Source organism: Ammoniphilus resinae (genome assembly GCF_017873965.1).
Classification (GTDB): domain Bacteria; phylum Bacillota; class Bacilli; order Aneurinibacillales; family RAOX-1; genus Ammoniphilus_A; species Ammoniphilus_A resinae.
In genome coordinates this window covers 130,972-148,725 of the sequence record NZ_JAGGKT010000002.1, presented here as the reverse complement: position 1 = coordinate 148,725, position 17,754 = coordinate 130,972, and the positions used below count along the sequence as shown (strand labels likewise).

Genomic DNA, 17,754 nt, shown 5'->3' with positions numbered 1-17,754 from the left:
GATTCAGCCAAGAGTCCTGCTGCAAGTAATACTCAATGATCCTCATTCTTCTTTAATCCCCCTAAAACTACACAATTCGATAGATTCGTTTATTTTCATCAAAAGTCTTTTCATAGGTGTACAAGATTGCGTTATAGCGGGCTAGGTGTTCCACGTCATGAAGCTTGGTTGATAGATTTTTAATCTCATCCTCAATGATTCCTTGAATGGCTTCTCCCCGCCCGGCACCCTTCATTTCTAGAGCAGACCCACAAAGTACCACTACACCTTCTTGTCCAAGTTCCATCAACCCTACCGCACTGGCATACATCACCCGTCGATCCGGATCCATTAAGGCCTCTTTCATTTCGTTTAGATACGTATGATGTTTCCATTCAGTTAAAGCCTGGATGGTTAATAAACGAATTTCTACACGCTCATGACGAATGAGCTTATTCACCACATTCCTAGGCAAGAAATGTGCGGATTTGAGATAAATACGAACAGCCAACCGTTGTATCTCTGTATCTTGAGCGTCGAGCAAACCATAGACCACAGAGGAGACCTTAGGATCATGGTATTCTTTCACCCCGGCTAACCCGAGCCGAACGAGGGCCGGATCGTTAGCTTGAAGATATTCGCCGAATAGAGCCGCGTGATCCACAGTTGCTTCTTTAATAATGTCGGCCAACAGGTCACTGAACTCCTTTTTATGCATCATTAAAATCGATACCATAGCTCGGACATCCAATTCATCTCGCGCACAGCGTGAGATGGATCGAGCAATCACAAACAGAGTTGAATTGTATTTGTGTGTTTCTAAAAATTGCAACAGAGCAGGGACTGCTTCCTTTACTCGCATACAGCCTAAATGATAGGCAGCATCAACTTTGTTCCGGTAGGAACGACTTTGTAAACGATCTAGATGATAGTGAACAAACCCCAAATCCTCACAAAGGTCGAGAAGTTTCTGGCTTGCCCCCCCTGTAAAAGAATCAATCATCTCGTTTAACCGTTCCTGCAAAGCAACTTGCTCGACCCTATTCATTTTGAACGGAGGAACATGGAGTCGTTCTTTTCCTTCCAAATTCACATGAAGATAGGTTAGATAATCTTGAAACCTCTGCTGGAAATAATCGATTATTTTTTGCTTTTTAATATTTCTCATCTTGATGATATAAATGGCTGCGATTAAGACCACATTCACTAAGGCGAGAATATATAGAAAGTAAATCGCTAGATTCAGATTGGTAAACATCGTATACTCCTCCCCAAAAAGAAGGTTTGACTCCATTACTTTTTGGCTGGTTGATTGATTTCTTTCATCACTTGTTGCATCCGATCATAGCTTTGCTTTGGTCGCTCTACATACTTGACATCCACGTCCTGCCATTTCTCCCAGTTATAGAGAGGAAGCTGTGAAACAGGATACGGTTTGGTAGAATCTTCCCAGCTGATGACCTGCTGTGTTCCCTTGTCCACGATCCATGGTATGATGCGAATACCCTCTACCTCCTTATATTCAAAGGATGATTTTCCTGTATCCTGATAGCTGATCACCTTTCGCGAACTCGGATCACCAAACCCGAGAAGCATCCAAGGAATACGGATTTCTAGGATATTTCCTTTGGCCTGCCACATTGCTTTCGAGTTGTAATCTGGGTCTGCTGAATCACTGTTTCCTCTTAGTAATTCACCGACTTCCACATCGCTGAATGGATGTTCAAAGCGGGAATCCGGTGGCTCTAATTTATAATTCACCACCAGCCTCCATGTGTTGAAGATCCCTGTATTGTCCTGGAAGTCCTGCGGATTGACGGGAAACATCCCATAGGCCTTTCCATAGAGTCGACTATGGAAATCATAATTGGAAGCGATCTTGATCCTTCCCTTCTCGGGTTCTGATAGCTCGACGAGGGTTTCCAACCCTTCGTCCAAGGTCTTCCCATGCAACTGTGGTGCATGGCGGTTCCCTCCTTTCAGCGTATCGGTTCCAAAATATACCTCCTGATTTTGGGGATCAAAAGGTTTCGACAGTTTTGCCATCAGATATAAATACCCTTCATCATGGGAGGCCCAAATTTCTTTGAACCCTTTCATTTTTATCGGCAGTTTTTTCTTTTCCTCGTTTGCCAGCTTGTCCCAATCCGACGCGTCCCCATCAATGAGAAGATCCTTATCCTTACTCGGAAACATCCCCAGCACCCCAAAGAAAGATTCATTGGTTAATGCGTTATACCAATAAGCCCGACGATCGGGAATGTCATAGCGCATAGTGTTCCACGTTTTTTTGAACCATTCGTCCTGCCACGTAAAAAGGATCGCACCGGAATACCCTGCTTGGTGAATTTGCCTAAACATTTCGGCATCGATATCTCCTTGAGATTTCTCATCGTGACCACCTTGATGACGACCTAACATCCCTTTGTGGGCTATCCCCTGTGAGGCGGGTACGCCAAATTCTGAGATCATCACCGGGATATTTTTGTGATAGTCTTTTAATTGGTGTAGATAGGTTTTATAGCTGTCCATTTCCCCTTGATCGTTTTTCATCTTTTGAAATGATTTATCGAAAGTGAAAAAATCAGGATAATAGGGATAGACATGGTAGGAAGCAAAATAACCAGCCTTCCAATCCACAGGTTCTAAATGGGTGGGATCCACACTGACCAAATCCTCTTCGAGAAGTGGTTCACCCGGATGTTCTAGAGGGTCTGTTGTCACCCAATTGGAAAAGGCAATCGGATGCTGCCAACCGTATTTCGTCTCCGTTTTGGCGGTAAGATCGACCATTTCGGCTAACCACTTTTCAAAAGGATTTGCCTCTGGCTTACTGTGAAAATGAGTTCCATGGTAATCTGGAACATCTGGGTGTTGATCATTGGTGTTTTTCACCATACGGGCATCCCACTCCGTACCAATGATCCAGCCCATGAGGTAAGGTCCCGCATTAAATAGGTAAGTACCGCTGGCTTTTCCTGAATGTGGATCTGCCTCCAATTCGGCTTTTCCATAAACCGCATCAACGGCATTTACAATCTCCTGTTGAAAACTTTGTTTAATCTTTGGATCATAGGCATCTTGAGATGTGTTTAACTTCTCTTCCGGACTCCATACCCCTTGAATAAAGAACAACGGATTTTCCTGATGCTTCGCATTGTATCTCACTAAGGCTTCATAAAATTCCGGCTGTAAAATGGTATAGATCCGAATGACATTGCCACCCATCTCTTGAATCATGGCAAACCATCTTTCATAATCCTCTTTCGTAATTGCCAACTCCCCTGGGAAATGGCCAGGAATCGTCGCACCCATATTCACCCCTTTGGCAAAATAAGGCTGCCATAACTGATTAGCGAACTGTTCGATTTGCGTTCCGTTTGCTCTATATTTAATCTGTATTCCTGCCCCAATTTCGGCACTTTCTACTTCTGCTGTCGGCGGCCACAACCAGTAAACCACCGCTCCTGCTGCAATAAATGCTGTAAGCCCCAGCTTGGCTAGGCTGCTTTTCCAAAATCTCTTCATCCTAACCATCCTTTGCATCGCTTAAGTCTTGACCATTAGAATTATAGAGAATGAATATGAGGAGCCTATGTTCAGAGTTTTATAAATTCGTGACCAAATATGATGAAAGTATGAACATATTGTCGAATTTGGTGGGTGGTGGATGAGGGAAGGTAAAAAATCGGTTGTGTGACCCTGTTTCGATGGTCTCCTAACAATAAAGGGAAATATTAGCGGAATAAATTTCCGTTATTTTTTAAAATCGGTTCATACCAATAAGAATAGCGGAAAGTTTTTCCGCTAATGCTTCATTTAACTCACTTGTAAACGTTTGCAATCTGTAATAGCGGAAATAAATTCCGTTATTGACTCAAAAACAATCGGAGAATCATAAATAGCGGAAAGTTTTTCCGCTAATATCAACGGACAGAGCTAAACTGCTCTGTCCTGAGTGAACAATGCAAAAAATTGGGCTGAATTCGCCCACTAGTTATACGCAAGATGACTATAATCTCTGAAAATGTGTATCTTTAAAATGGGTCGTGTATTTCAGGCCGTAACCTAATAATCGATCCATCCCAATATGTGCGGTCCAAATAAGGCCTACCATGATACTCCAATCACTCTTCGTAACAATCCCCCATACTAAAGGTAAAATCGAAACGAGGTAGGTATGAAATAGATTGTAGGCTGCAGCACCAACTCTTACATTCATTATATATCCTAACATCGATAGATCAGGCAGAAGCAGAAAAAGCAAGAAGATTCCCCAGCTGAAGCCATAAGTGGAATAGAAATAGAGGCATAAAATAAGAACGGCTAATCCTTCTAGTTTTAGAATAATTTTGTTCAACGTTACAACACGCACCTTATGGATATTATAAGATTTGATTTTGATTATACGCTCAGATACCGTCCGGAAATTAAAAATAAGGGGAATCATTTCCCCTATTTCGGTCATCAGACCAACGATTCCCTATAACCAAGCACTTTCCAAGGGTTGGATTATACAAGACCGTGATATATTTTACCATATTTCCACTTTTTCAAAAATAAAAATTTCATCTCGCTAATACTTCAATGCTAGCCACATGACTAGGATTGATTATGAGTCCTTCACTCACTCGAACGAATTCATTTAAGATATTCCCCATTGTATCTTTCATTCTATTGATAAAGTCATCAACAGGCATAACCACGATGTAATCTTTTCCGCTATCCATCGTCACTTTAATCTGCATCGTTTTAACCTCCATGTTAATTAATGGTTGTATACTATTCTATGAATCACACACTCTATTAATTCATGAAAATAGCGGTAGAAACGAAAGCAGAAGAATGGTGTGGTTGGATAAAACGGCCCGAGCAAGTTTGGCTCTCACCTGGGCCACACCCTACCAGCCAAGAAAATCTTTCTATTATAGCATCAAGTACTATATCGGCTAGCTTCTTAAGTTTACTTCATATACCTTACCCTTGATCCCCTTCTTGTTCCATTTCCTCGATCACTTGTTTAGCCACCCGGAAACTGTCAATCGCTGCCGGAACTCCACAGTATATAGCAGTCTGTAACAGCACTTCTTGAATTTCTTCTTTTGTTAAACCATTGTTGATTGCTCCCCGAACGTGTAGTTTTAACTCGTGTGGACGGTTCAGTGCAGTAAGCATCGCAAGGTTAACAATACTGCGCGTTTTTCTAGACAGACCAGGCCTTGTCCAGATTTCTCCCCAACAATATTCCGTTACTAACTCCTGCATTGGACGATTAAAATCTGTGGCAGTTCGAATCGAATTCTCAACATATTCTGCCCCTAACACGGCTTTTCGTACTTCTAATCCCTCATCAAATCTCTTCTGATCCATATGTACAGTCCTCCATTCTAATAATCATTCTAATAATAATTCTATTAAGAATTCTATGAAAAACAAAATTAATCCTTCAAATTTCATACATTTGTCTTCCCTATATAAAAACCCTGATTCTCAAAGAATCAGGGTTCTATCTTTACATCTCAACATCTTGCGCAAAAGCGCCTTTTTTGTTCTTAATCCCTGCCACAACACTGATAACGATAATCACAATGGAAAGCACCAACAAGGTTCCAGAAATCGGTCTTGTGAATAAGGCGAAGAAATCACCATGGTAAATCGTTAGGGATTGCAGCAAGGCTCCTTCCATCAAATCCCCAAGGACAAACGTCAGTACGATCGGGGCAAGCGGGATATCTACCTTTTTCAGAAGGTAACCGACGATCCCAAACCCAATCATGACAGCGATATCGAACATGTTGTTATTTACACTGTATGCACCAACCGTTGCAACAGCAAGAATGATGGGAAACAACAGTTTGAAGGGGATCATCGTAATTCTGGCCCAGATCCCTGCTAACGGCAGATTCATAATAAGCAGCATGAAATTTCCAATAAACATACTGGCGATGACTGCCCAAACAAAGTCAGGGTTCTTCTGGAACAGCTGTGGGCCCGGGGTCAACCCGTGCATAATAAAAGCCCCTAGCAAAACGGCAATCGTAGGGGAGCTTGGAATCCCTAAGGTAAATAAAGGAATAAGCGCTCCACCACAGTAGGAATTATTCGCTGTTTCCGGTCCTGCTACACCTTCCACTGCACCCTTCCCAAAACGGGATGGATCTTTGGAAACTTTCTTTTCAAGGGAATAAGACATGATTGCTGGGATTACAGAGTTGGTACCTGGCAAGAGTCCAACGATAAACCCTAACCCTGTCCCACGCATAATCGCTGCAAACGTCGTTCGCCATTCCCCTCTTCTCGGCAATAACCCTTGAATTTTCGGTGGCTTTTCTGCCTTTAGCTTACTCTCCGCACTGGACAATATTTCTGAAATACCGAACAGTCCCATCGCAAGCGGTACAAAATCAAAACCATTCATCAATTCCATTTTGCCAAAATCAAAGCGAATGGCTCCCGTTATAGGATCGAGGCCGAATAAGGCCAGGTTCAACCCGATGACAGCCGCAATGACACCACGAAGCAAGGATTTCCCCATTAAACCAACAACCATCGTCATTCCTAGCACCATCAAGGCAAAGAACTCAGGTGGACCAAATTTTAGAGCAAGCCTGGCAATAGGAGGACCAACGATGGCAAGTCCAATAATCGAGATGGTTCCGCCAATGAAGGAACCAATTGCTGCCACCCCTAATGCGGTACCTGCTCTCCCCTGTTTTGCCAAGGGATAACCGTCTAGACAAGTAATAACGGAGGCTGCTTCCCCTGGTGTATTAATTAAGACTGAGGTAATCGTTCCGCCATACATCGCTCCATAATAAATACCAGATAACATAATAATGGCTGAGATTGGTTCCATTCCAAAAGTCAGGGGCAATAAAACAGCTGTCCCTGAAGTAGGACCGAGTCCCGGAAGGACGCCTACGAGCATTCCCGCTGTCACACCGATAAGGCAATATAATAAGTTCCACCAAGTAAATGCGGTTTCAAATCCTGCTAGTAATTCCAAATGAGCTCCCTCCCTTTATAGTCCGAATGAGTTTACAGGTAGCGGAACATTTAACACGGAATAGAAGGTATAAAACAAAACTACCGTAACAACTACCGAAATTCCTAAACCCCAGTACCACTTGTATTCTTTTATAAATAGAATCATTAACATAATAATGCCGGCCACGCTATAACCTGTAAAGGGAGCGAGAATGTAAAAAACGACTAATGAAACCATGATCAGAATAATTTTTCTAAGTCCCGCGCCTTTTGGTAAAATATCCTTTAATTGAATAATATTTTTCCGATAGCAATCAATAATATAGGCAATTGAAAGCAGTATTAACAAACCGCTCAGCCAAAGAGGAAACAATCCAGGACCTGGACCGTAATCACTGTAATAATCGAAGGATAAGGCTTGGAAGAAGAGCGTCCCAGCAAAAATTAAGATAAGGAACCCGACCAAAGCTCCCGCATTTTTCATTTATTCACACGTCCTTTCCTTTAAAGTCGGACTCATTTAGAGGAGAATTTGTGGCCGGACAGAATTGTCCGGCCATCAAGATGATTACCATCCTAGTAACTCGCTTAATTCTAGTACTGCTTGTTCATCATCTTTTAACAATTTTACGTAATCTTCGCCATCCTTGTAATCAACTTGTAGTCCGGTTTCACTCTGCTTCTTCATTTGTTCTTCATTTTTAATTCCTTTTTCAAAGGCTGCACGGAGAATTTCCAACTTTTCTGGATCAAGTCCGGCAGGAGCACCAATTCCTCTTGCAGAAGCAGATAACACACCATCAAATCCACTTTCCTTCAACGTTGGTACATCTGGAAGGAATGGGGAACGTTCTTCAGACATGACACCAATAATTTTGATTTCACCGCTCTCATGAAGTTTGGTTAACTCTCCGACGTTAGCAAACAATACGTCTACATGGCCTCCCATGACAGCAGCCTGACTTTCTGCAGAACCCTTGTTGTGTACAGCAGTAAATTTCGTACCAAATTTATGATTCAACTTTAAGGATGCAAAATGGTCATCACTACCTACACCAGTGGATGTCGCCGTAAGATCATTGTTTTTCGCATACTCAAGCATTGATTTGATATCGGTAAACCGCGTTTCATCTGGGCGAATAGCAATTGCACCTGCATCTGTAATGTGGTTGGCGATTGGCGTAAAGCTTTCTAGATTTTCTTTACGATTTTGTTTAGGATCTAAATAACCAGTCATTAGGTTAGGTGTATTCAGATAACCAATGGTATAACCATCAGGTTTTGCATGGGCAAGTTCTGTCCAACCAACCCATCCACCTCCGCCGGGCTTGTTAATAATATTAATCGAAACGCCAAGTTCCTTTTCAACATAAGGCGTTAACATCCGTGCCCCAACGTCTGTACCACCGCCTGCAGCGTAGGATATAATAAGATTAATAGGCTTATCCGGCCACTTTTCTTTTGACTCTTTCGGTTCTTCTTTTTTCTCCTCTTGTTGCGCTGGTGCTGGTGTCGACGGTTGTTCTTTAGCTGTTTGTGTTGCCCCTCCACCGCATGCTGTTAAGGCCAGTGCTAGAATTGTTGCCATAGAAAAACTAAAAAACTTTTTCAATTTTTTCTTCCCCCTCTCAAAAAGTCAAAGATAGCGTTTTCATAAAACAACATATTTTTATTTGAATTGCTTTCGAATCTCACTCCTCTCACTAAATTATGGTGGTCTGACCTTTGACAAAACTTTAAATAGTATAAAAATAATCACTATAGGGAAATTATATTTAAATTTAATTTTCAAGTCAATCTATTCTTTAGAAATAGTTATAAAATTTAGTAACATCTATTTATGCCCAAATAACTTTAATATGAATGGGGTTTTAATGAAAAACTGAGACAGAATGGAGGCATGACAAATTGGTATATATTAGGCAGTCGTAATATGCACCTAGTCCCCTTTCTTTAGTTTGTCTAGAAAAAAATCTTATCGAATCGTGAATATCTTTGGGGATATTCATTAGAATAGAAAGCAAGAACGTTTGAAAGGGGGCTTTATTGTGGAAGAAAAACAGTTTACACCATTGTCTACAGAGTATGACCAAAGTCATACCATTTTCCCTGAAGAATTTGCAGAAGGTCCCTATGGAAGTCCAATGAATTTTGATATGTCGAGAGATTTTTGGAGGGATGATATGTATCCCGCTCCAAGATTCACTTATGAAGCAAGAGGGTTTCATGAGGGGACGCCAAGACAAGACCCAGGCGCACACAAGACCCATGATGAACAAGGCACCAATGTTGAGGGCCCATTTGGCCCAGGTGTTGGCGAAGCCGGTAGTGAGTAAGAGGGGGAATCTCCCCTCTTTATTTTTGCTGGAATAAAGATGAGGAAAAACGCAAAAAATAGTTGGTGAAAACAACTAAGCCATAAACCGATACCCTGATCCCCAGACGGTCCCAATATATTGCGGCTTTGACGGGTTCTCTTCAATTTTCTCTCGGATCCGGGCGATGTGGACAGTGACTGTGGAGGCGTCACCAAGTGCATCCATTCCCCAGATTCGCTCAAATAGTTCATCTTTACTAAAAACACGGTTGGCATGCTCCAAAAGGAACAAGAGCAACTCGAATTCCTTTTGCGCCATCATGACTTCGTTTCCGCCAATAAATACTCTTCTTGCGTCTTTCTGCACTTCCAGTCCTCGAACTAGAATTTTCCCATCATTGTTCTTTTTTTCAAACCGCTCCTTCATCCGTTCGAACTTGCCCAGGTGGGCCTGCACACGGGCGACCAGTTCAGCAGAACTAAATGGTTTCGTAATATAATCATCGGCACCTAGACCAAGGCCCTTTATTTTATAGATCTCCTCTGCTCTTGCTGATACCAAAAGGACAGGAATATCTTCTTTTTCACGTATAATTTTTAACAGTTCAAATCCGTCCATCCCCGGCAACATGATATCGAGAATAACAAGATGGAAGTTCTCCTTCACAAGAGCCTTCAGCCCGTCTGTTCCACTATGAACGATTTTCACGGAAAAACCACTAAGTTCTAAATAATCTTTTTGAAGATTGGCGATACTGGGATCGTCTTCAACAATTAGAATGTTTTTCATAATAACCCTCCACCGAAGTAAACTAGGCAAATTTCTTCAGAGAAATCATCATCCGAGTTCCTTCCCCAATGACACTTGTGACCCATATTTTCCCTTCATGACCTTCAACAATCTGTTTCGCTATAGCAAGCCCAAGTCCGCTGCCATCTGCCTGTTGTCTCGATAGATCAGCACGATAAAAACGTTCAAAAATATGAGGAAGATCCTCTTCAGGAATCCCTTTTCCATTATCCCGGATTTCGATGATCGCAGAGGTCCTAGTTTCTCTTAAAGTGATATCTACCAGACCGTTTTCTTTCACCGTAAACTTCCGAGCATTATCGAGTATGTTTTGAATGACCCTTTTCAAACGTTCCCGATCAATAGAGACAAAAACCGGCTCCTCCAACTCAACCTTTAGGGATAACTTAATATTCGCCTTCTCAAATTCATAGGAATAGTCAGCTACACAGTCAGCGAAGTAATCTGCCAAGTCTGTCTTCACAAAATGGTAAGGAATTTGATTCAAATCCAGCTTGGAATATAAAAGCAAATCATCAATCATCGCATCCACGAGAATCGCTTTTGCTCTAGCCGTTTCCAAATATTGCTCCACCTTCACCGGGGTGCCTGCCACCCCATCGATAATTCCCTCTATATACCCTCTAATTGAAGTGACTGGGGTCTTTAGATCATGTGAAATACTCGAGATCAAAAAGGCCCGATTCTCATCATACCTTCGTTGCAAATAAATCGATTCTTTCAATTTAATCCGCATCAATTCCAGCGAGCGACACAGCTCCCTGACTTCTCCTTCGCCTTCTTCCGTGATGCCATCGCTCAAGTCTCCTTCACGAATCCTGACCGCCGCATCTTTCAACCTGGCAACAGGTGAAATGATTCCTCTGGAGAAACGATAAGAAACCCAAAAATTACTCAGTAAAAAAGAAAGGATAAAAATGCTAACGGTAAAAACAACTAAAAACAGATAAAATCCAGAATTCAGCTTCATCGGTGCCAGCACTAATAGAATGCCTTTATCCCCTGTAGAAAGGGGATAGTCTGCTCTGACAAAAAGGAAGTTCTCTCCTTCCAGTTCGAGTGTATCTAATTCAGAAGATTGGTCGGATAGCATGATACTTCTCTCCATATCAATTCCTGTAAAAGTTCTCGTGGAATACAATATCTCCCGGTTTTTCAAGATCACCACGTCTGCCCCTAACAGACCCGCTTGATTGGACAGCTTTTGCTGATAAGATGGCTCAAGCCATTGTTCAAATCCCAAGCCCATCGCTTCCCTCTTGATCTCACCAAGCCCTGACCGTACCTCATAGAATCTCTTTAAATCGTTGACACCTGGAGCTGAACCGCCCACCTTTTCATAGGCAGCGAAAAATAGAATGACAGCCAAAACGGTTAAAGCAATAGTAGCCAATACTGCCACCATGTTCATCATAAAAAATCGCTTGGTTAACTGCATGTGGAATTACCTTTCTAAATATCCTTTCGGTCAAATAAATAATAGCCTGCCGTAAAAAACATTATACCACTTCCAAGCATAATCAAGAGCTGACGCATGATTTTAAAAGCGTTGATCTTCTCCGAAATCCAAAGCGTATACCAGTCAAACATGGAAGTGATGAAGAAACTGGAATAATGAGAAAGAACTATGTCTAAAAACGTAAACCCAACAAAAACCAAAATCGAAAGAAAGAATACGGCTAGTCCTCCCCGCAATAGATTACAAAGCCAGACAACTAGTAACGCAAATACAAAAACAGGAAGAAACGAGGAAGAATAGGATAATACAATCCTAAGCATTCCCAGCATACTAGCAGAAGACGGATTAAACATTAATCCAGCCAGGAGTGATAGACCCATCACAAAAAATAGATTGGCTGCAATAAACAGAGCTATGGTTAATACCTTGGCACTATAAACTCCGAACCGAGTAACCGGTCTGGTAAGGGTGATTTTCATCGTATTCGCCGAGAATTCACCGTTAAACATATCAATCGCAACAAATGTGGCGAAAAGCGGCAGGATCGTATAAACAAAGATTGAAAGCACTACCAAAGGAAACTCGGTGCTCCCCACAACCCTCAAACCAAAGCCATGCTTAATCGCGGTTACGGCAACTTGCCCAACCACAACAGCAAGAACGGACAAAATAGCGGCAGCCAGGATCTTTTTCTTTTTCATCAGTTTGGTGGTCTCATTTAAAAATGCAGCTCTAAACCCTACCATTACGATCCACCTCACTGACAAAATAGTTTTCCAGTGACGCATAGTCTGACAGAATATTTTTTGTATATTCGACATTGACCAGCTTCCCTCCATAGACTACACCAATTCTAGTGCAGGTTAGTTCTACATCATGAATGAGATGGCTGGAAATAAAGAAAGTTGTCCCATCCTCCTGGGCCAAACGTTTGATCAGAGCCCGCATATCCAACATTCCTTCAACATCGAGCCCATTCAACGGTTCATCCAAAATCAACAGTTTCGGCTTAGATAGAATCGCCGCTGCTACCCCTAATCTCTGCTTCATCCCTAAGGAGAACTTTTCCGACTTTTCATTTTTATATTTGATTAAACCAGTGATTTCCAAACATTCATCAATTCTATTCTGGTCCACGCCTGGGTAAAAGCGGGCGTATAACTTTAGATTTTCATTGGCTGTTAAATAGGGATAAGATTCCGCCGTCTCAATAATACAGCCCACGTCCTTCATCGCCACCACGTAATTGTCTAATACACTAGCCCCAAAGATCTTGACATCCCCGCAATCCGGTTTAATGAGTCCGGCCATCATTTTCATTGCGGTTGTTTTCCCCGCCCCATTCGGACCCAAAAAACCAAAGATATCCCCTTGATCGACATCTAAATTTAAATCGCTGATTCCCCGGCCGTTTTTATAAATCTTGGTTAATCCGGCGATTTTAATTGCTTTCTCCATTTCTCACATTCTCCCTTATGCGTAGGCATCCCCCAAGGAAAATTCTCTTGGGGGTAAGCCATCTTTAGTCTTCAAATACTCGGTTAAATTCTTGATCCCAATTTGCACGGCTATTGGAACGATATGAATTCTCATCAATAACTTCGATTTGCAAATCGACATAAATCTTACCAGGATTGCTTGGATGAAGCTGTCCTTGTTCCTGATCGCCATCTGAATTGATATAAGTAAATCTTGAATTATAGTCCTTTTGCTTGTATTCGAATTCAAAGTCATACGGGTCTGGGTAATCTGCTTCAAATCCAGGTTTCACTGTTTCAACAAACTTTCCTGCTATTTTTCCATTTTCCACGCTTACAATTTCCAGCCTTCTCTCTCCAATCTTCACAAATTCCCCGTCTTTTTCAATGATAATATTATTTTTGTAGGTACCCACATACTTACTGGTGATCCCGCCATAATAACTAACCTTCTCAACATTTGCCCCACCAAGATTCGGTTTGGTAACCTTTGTACTTCCGATATCGGAAAGCTTAAAGACAATGTTAAGTGCCAGATCGTGCTCGACTCCCTTTTTGTCTTTTCCCGAAAGGATGATATCACCTGTCACATTTTCCAGAATCCCAGCTTTATTTTCGATCGCCGTACCAGTGACCTTTTTCACATAAATGTCGCTCTCGATCTCCGTCATTTTGAAGTCCCCTTCCGCGCGGGCTTGATCGCGGATCGCCTGCTTAATGCCAAAGGAAGAAACCGCATTGACAAGCGCTGGTACTTGTGTTGCTGATAGCGTCCCAGAATAGATTTTCCCACCATCAGAACGTTCTTCCGCCTGTACATTTTCCTTTAAATTACCGACCAGTGCATCCACAACCTTTTCCATTTCTGGTGCACCCTGCTCGTTAAATGGGTTGGTAAAGCTTTTTCCTCTTTCCCTGTTCGAATCCTCTGGGATCTCCGTCACATAATACTTGTCATCCATCCCATTTTTCCATATGTCAAACTTTTGATCATTGTATCCGTATGAAGTAGTCGTCTTGCCATTCGAATACTGGCTAGTTGTCGAGTGCTCCTTGGCCTGTTTGATGTTATCAACCATCGAATAAGTCGATGTCTGGAACACCTTTTGATTGTTATCCTTTAACGTAATCAGCGTTTCAAACGTGTAGTTTTCCAATCCATTTTCCATCTGGGCAGCAGTTGTTTTAATTGAGCTCTTAAAACTATCATATCCTGATCCTAGCAGCACATCGGCAAAGGCCGTAGAAACAAAGACACAGGCACCGATGGTAAATGAAAGAACAGTCATTTTCTTTTTACTAAGTTTCATTTCAAATGCTCCTTCAAATTATATTAGCGGAAACGTTTCCTTGTTTCTCATTATAATCGGAGCCTATTGAATCTATCTAAATAAAATATTAACAAAATATTAACTCCATGAGTTCCCTAGGTGGTTAAATGAAAAGGGGGATTAGATCAAATAAGGGATCCTCTACCCGGCCCTCCCTGTAAAAGTTTATTGTTTCAGCGGTTCAGTTCTTTCCGAAATTCAGAAGGTGTCTTACGGATGCATAATGGCTAAGGATTTAATAACTAATGAATTTAGTGTATAGTTAATGTATGTTTACCATTTTTACCTGTTGCAATGGACAAAATTTAGGATGTGGAATGATGAGTCAAATCGTTAAGCAAGATCCGCTTCATATTCAGGCCTATAAAATTATTCGAAGATTTATTTTAGAAGGTGAATTTGAGCCTGGTGAACGGGTCATCGAAGTGAAATTAGCAGAGCAGCTTGGCATCAGCCGGGCCCCCATCCGTGAAGCATTTCGAATGCTGATCCATGATGGACTGCTTATACAGGATGAAGGGCCGATTCTACTATACAAACCATCTCGAGATGATATCATCGATGTATTTCAATGTCGAGAATATCTCGAAGCCTTGGCCGTTCGGCTTGCTGCGGACAATATAACAGAGGATTTAATAGATGAACTTTCCGTTAACATACAGCATCTCAAAGAAGCCATTCACAAAAGATCGAAAAGTGAGATCAGTTCATATGACCAACGATTTCACGAACTTATTATTGAGGCTTCCGGAAATAAACAATTAATTGACCTAATCTCGCGAATCCGGGTGAAAATTACGTATATCCGCAATACCATCTTTTGCAACTACGAAACCAACATTGATTTTGCAGATGAACATGCGCGGATTCTCCAAGCTTTAATGAATAAGGACAAGGATCAAGCAGAACAAGAGATGAAGTTGCATATCAAGAGCAATTTGGACTACATTATTACAACAAATAAGATATAAAAAAACCGGTGTATTAAAATTCACACCGGTTCCTTTTTTTGTGAAGAATAGTTAGAAAGGTCGTACAAGATCCCCTATCATCTAAAAATCGAGAACCCGTTGGATCGCCTCCACCACCTTCGAAGGACTAGGCAGCCAATGATCCTCAATCATAGCAAAAGGATACACGGTATCTGGCGGTGCTACTCGGAGCACGGGTGCCTCTAAATGTAGAAGTGCTTTTTCATTGATTTGTGCAATGACTTCTGCTGCAACTCCCGAGGTCTTTTGGGCTTCCTGCACCACGATTGCACGGTTGGTTTTTTGGATAGATGCAAGAATGGTATCGATGTCGATCGGACTAATCGTTCGTAAATCGATTACCTCGGCTTTCACACCTTTCTTTTTCTCTATCTCCTCAGCTGCTTTTAAGGAAGTATGAACCATCGCACCGTAAGTAATAATCGTCACATCCTGGCCTTCCCGAACGATGTTCGCCTTTCCAATCGGGACTGTGTATTCACCTTCCGGCACCTCTCCCCGAAATGAACGGTATAGCTTCATATGTTCCAAGAAAATGACGGGATCATTGTCACGAATGGCTGAAATCAGTAAACCTTTTGCATCATAAGGGTTGGAAGGTATGACAACCTTTAGACCCGGGGTTTGCATCATCAAGCCTTCTAAACTTTCCGCGTGTAATTCTGGAGTTTTTACCCCTCCCCCAAAGGGAGCCCGGAATGTGATTGGACTATGATATCTTCCTCCTGACCGATAACGCATCCTTGAAGCTTGAGCCGCAATAGAGTCAATCACCTCGAAAACGAAACCAAAAAACTGAACTTCCGCAACAGGTCGGAAATCTTGCAGTCCCAAACCAATGGCTAAACCGCCAATTCCAGATTCAGCAAGTGGGGTATCAAATACACGGTCTTCCCCAAATCTTTTCTGTAAGCCTTCCGTAGCACGGAACACACCGCCGTTGTGACCGACGTCCTCTCCGAAAACGAGTACGTTTTCATCATTTTCTAATTCAATCGCTAGGGCATCGTTGATGGCTTGAATCATGGTCATTTGCGGCATGCTTATTGATCCTCCGTGTGCAAAAATTCTCTTTTTTGTTCTTCTAAATGTTCCGGAGTGGTTTCAAACATGCTATCGATCAGATTTGGAATGGTCATTTGCGCTGTTTCATCCGCCTTTTTGATGCCTTCTGCAATCGTCAATTTGGCTTCTTCCACGACCTGATACTCTTCTGCTTCACTCCAGAGCCCCTTTTCAGTCAAAAATTTTCGAAAACGAATGAGCGGGTCTTTTGCTTTCCATTCTTCCTCTTCTTTACTGTTGCGGTACCTTGAAGGGTCATCCCCGGCCATCGTGTGCGGGCCATAACGATACGTGATAGCCTCAATTAAAGTGGGTCCTTCTCCGTTTCTCGCCTGTTCAGCTGCATTGGAAACAGCTTTATATACGGCTAATACATCCATTCCATCCACTTGAATTCCCTTAATTCCTGCTGCCGATGCTTTTTGAGCCAAGGTATCGGCTGCGGTTTGCTTTTTAATCGGTACCGAGATCGCATACTGATTGTTTTGAACAAAGAAGATGGCCGGAGCATGATAAGCCCCTGCAAAATTTATCCCTTCATAAAAATCACCCTGGGAGGTACCTCCATCCCCGATATAGGCAATGGCCACATTTCTTTTTTTTCTCAACTTGAATCCTAACGCTACACCAGCCGCTTGAATGATCTGGGCCCCGATGATAATTTGCGGCATCAAGACATGAACGTCTTTTGGGATCTGCCCCCCATGCTGGTGTCCACGGGAATAGAGAAAGGATTGATAAAGCGGGAGCCCATGCCAAACAATCTGGGGAATATCGCGGTAACTACCAAGGATAAAATCCTCTTTAAGCAATGCTGCTTCACTGCCAATCATACAAGCTTCCTGGCCAGAAACCGGTGCCCATAATCCGAGGCGACCTTGCCGATTTAAACTGATGGCCCGTTGATCCCATATTCGCGTAAAAACCATTTTCTTCATCAGATCTCTAAGTTGTTCCTGTTTAAGCTTCGGCATTAAGTCGGGATTGATGACCTTTCCTTCCTGATTTAATACCGAAAGCATGTTGAACTGATCTGAAGTCGTTCGGTCTATGATTTGACTCACCATGCCTGACCTCCTCAAGGGATTAGTGGTTGTAGAATTATAAACAAATTTAATAATCCGTATTTTATATACAATAATATCATTGTGGACTGTCGACGGTCAACCAACATAATGAAGAACTATTTGAAAAGGATTCATTATTTGTACATTTTATTCATGCAACCCTCTTCTCTTTCTTGACATTTCCGCCAGGGAAAAAAAGAAAAAAGCACCCTTCATTGAAGGGCACTTTTTAAACTAGGATATCTTTTATAGAATCAAGCCCTAATGG

The 17,754-nt window shown here is 42.1% G+C and carries 17 protein-coding genes; 2 read left to right on the top strand and 15 right to left on the bottom strand.

What is annotated here, in order from left to right; all coding sequences use genetic code 11:
* Window positions 1-67: 67 nt before the first annotated feature.
* The 8 genes from J2Z37_RS04710 to J2Z37_RS04675 form a co-directional block, all read right to left on the bottom strand.
* Window positions 68-1,237, bottom strand: coding sequence for a HEAT repeat domain-containing protein (locus J2Z37_RS04710; protein WP_209809075.1), 1,170 nt, complete (start codon window positions 1,235-1,237; stop codon window positions 68-70).
* Between the two features lie 35 nt (window positions 1,238-1,272).
* Entirely contained in the window at window positions 1,273-3,507 is a 2,235-nt protein-coding gene (locus J2Z37_RS04705) for a hypothetical protein (protein WP_209809074.1), read from the bottom strand.
* A gap of 484 nt (window positions 3,508-3,991) precedes the next feature.
* Window positions 3,992-4,339 carry a DUF4260 domain-containing protein gene (locus J2Z37_RS04700; protein ID WP_209809073.1) on the bottom strand — a complete coding sequence of 116 codons (348 nt, stop codon included), beginning with the start codon at window positions 4,337-4,339 and terminating at the stop codon, window positions 3,992-3,994.
* 208 nt (window positions 4,340-4,547) lie between these two features.
* Window positions 4,548-4,727, bottom strand: coding sequence for a hypothetical protein (locus J2Z37_RS04695; RefSeq protein WP_209809072.1), 180 nt, complete (start codon window positions 4,725-4,727; stop codon window positions 4,548-4,550).
* Window positions 4,728-4,956: 229 nt separating this feature from the next.
* Window positions 4,957-5,349 carry a 4-carboxymuconolactone decarboxylase gene (gene pcaC / locus J2Z37_RS04690; RefSeq protein WP_209809071.1) on the bottom strand — a complete coding sequence of 131 codons (393 nt, stop codon included), beginning with the start codon at window positions 5,347-5,349 and terminating at the stop codon, window positions 4,957-4,959.
* A 142-nt stretch (window positions 5,350-5,491) separates the two neighbouring features.
* Window positions 5,492-6,985 carry a tripartite tricarboxylate transporter permease gene (locus tag J2Z37_RS04685; protein WP_209809070.1) on the bottom strand — a complete coding sequence of 498 codons (1,494 nt, stop codon included), beginning with the start codon at window positions 6,983-6,985 and terminating at the stop codon, window positions 5,492-5,494.
* A 15-nt stretch (window positions 6,986-7,000) separates the two neighbouring features.
* A complete protein-coding gene (locus tag J2Z37_RS04680; protein WP_209809069.1) occupies window positions 7,001-7,450 on the bottom strand; it encodes a tripartite tricarboxylate transporter TctB family protein in 450 nt (149 codons plus the stop codon).
* Window positions 7,451-7,534: 84 nt separating this feature from the next.
* Window positions 7,535-8,578 carry a tripartite tricarboxylate transporter substrate binding protein gene (locus J2Z37_RS04675; protein WP_209809068.1) on the bottom strand — a complete coding sequence of 348 codons (1,044 nt, stop codon included), beginning with the start codon at window positions 8,576-8,578 and terminating at the stop codon, window positions 7,535-7,537.
* A gap of 436 nt (window positions 8,579-9,014) precedes the next feature.
* Between J2Z37_RS04675 and J2Z37_RS04670 the strand changes: the two genes are divergently transcribed.
* Window positions 9,015-9,302 (top strand): hypothetical protein, encoded by a 288-nt coding sequence (locus J2Z37_RS04670; protein ID WP_209809067.1) that lies wholly within the window; start codon window positions 9,015-9,017, stop codon window positions 9,300-9,302.
* 75 nt (window positions 9,303-9,377) lie between these two features.
* On the opposite strand, the gene J2Z37_RS04665 is transcribed toward J2Z37_RS04670, so the two are convergent.
* From J2Z37_RS04665 to J2Z37_RS04645, 5 genes are all read right to left on the bottom strand, one after another.
* Window positions 9,378-10,073 carry a response regulator transcription factor gene (locus J2Z37_RS04665; protein ID WP_209809066.1) on the bottom strand — a complete coding sequence of 232 codons (696 nt, stop codon included), beginning with the start codon at window positions 10,071-10,073 and terminating at the stop codon, window positions 9,378-9,380.
* Between the two features lie 22 nt (window positions 10,074-10,095).
* Entirely contained in the window at window positions 10,096-11,532 is a 1,437-nt protein-coding gene (locus tag J2Z37_RS04660) for a sensor histidine kinase (protein ID WP_209809065.1), read from the bottom strand.
* Between the two features lie 14 nt (window positions 11,533-11,546).
* Window positions 11,547-12,299, bottom strand: coding sequence for an ABC transporter permease (locus J2Z37_RS04655; protein ID WP_245203581.1), 753 nt, complete (start codon window positions 12,297-12,299; stop codon window positions 11,547-11,549).
* Window positions 12,286-13,011, bottom strand: a complete 726-nt coding sequence (locus J2Z37_RS04650) for an ABC transporter ATP-binding protein (RefSeq protein WP_209809064.1) — start codon at window positions 13,009-13,011, stop codon at window positions 12,286-12,288. Before J2Z37_RS04650 ends, J2Z37_RS04655 begins: the two co-directional genes overlap by 14 nt.
* A gap of 64 nt (window positions 13,012-13,075) precedes the next feature.
* On the bottom strand, window positions 13,076-14,341 hold the full coding sequence (locus J2Z37_RS04645; protein WP_209809063.1) for a hypothetical protein: 1,266 nt from the start codon (window positions 14,339-14,341) through the stop codon (window positions 13,076-13,078).
* 341 nt (window positions 14,342-14,682) lie between these two features.
* On the opposite strand from J2Z37_RS04645, the gene J2Z37_RS04640 reads away from it, so the two are divergent.
* A complete protein-coding gene (locus tag J2Z37_RS04640; protein WP_209809062.1) occupies window positions 14,683-15,333 on the top strand; it encodes a GntR family transcriptional regulator in 651 nt (216 codons plus the stop codon).
* 81 nt (window positions 15,334-15,414) lie between these two features.
* Here the strand turns inward: J2Z37_RS04640 and J2Z37_RS04635 are convergent, their stop codons facing one another.
* Complete coding sequence (locus J2Z37_RS04635) at window positions 15,415-16,395, bottom strand: alpha-ketoacid dehydrogenase subunit beta (protein ID WP_209809061.1); 981 nt, start codon at window positions 16,393-16,395, stop codon at window positions 15,415-15,417.
* A gap of 2 nt (window positions 16,396-16,397) precedes the next feature.
* Window positions 16,398-17,486: a pyruvate dehydrogenase (acetyl-transferring) E1 component subunit alpha gene (pdhA, locus tag J2Z37_RS04630; RefSeq protein ID WP_209809060.1), complete on the bottom strand. Its 1,089-nt coding sequence runs from the start codon at window positions 17,484-17,486 to the stop codon at window positions 16,398-16,400.
* Window positions 17,487-17,754 lie beyond the last annotated feature (268 nt).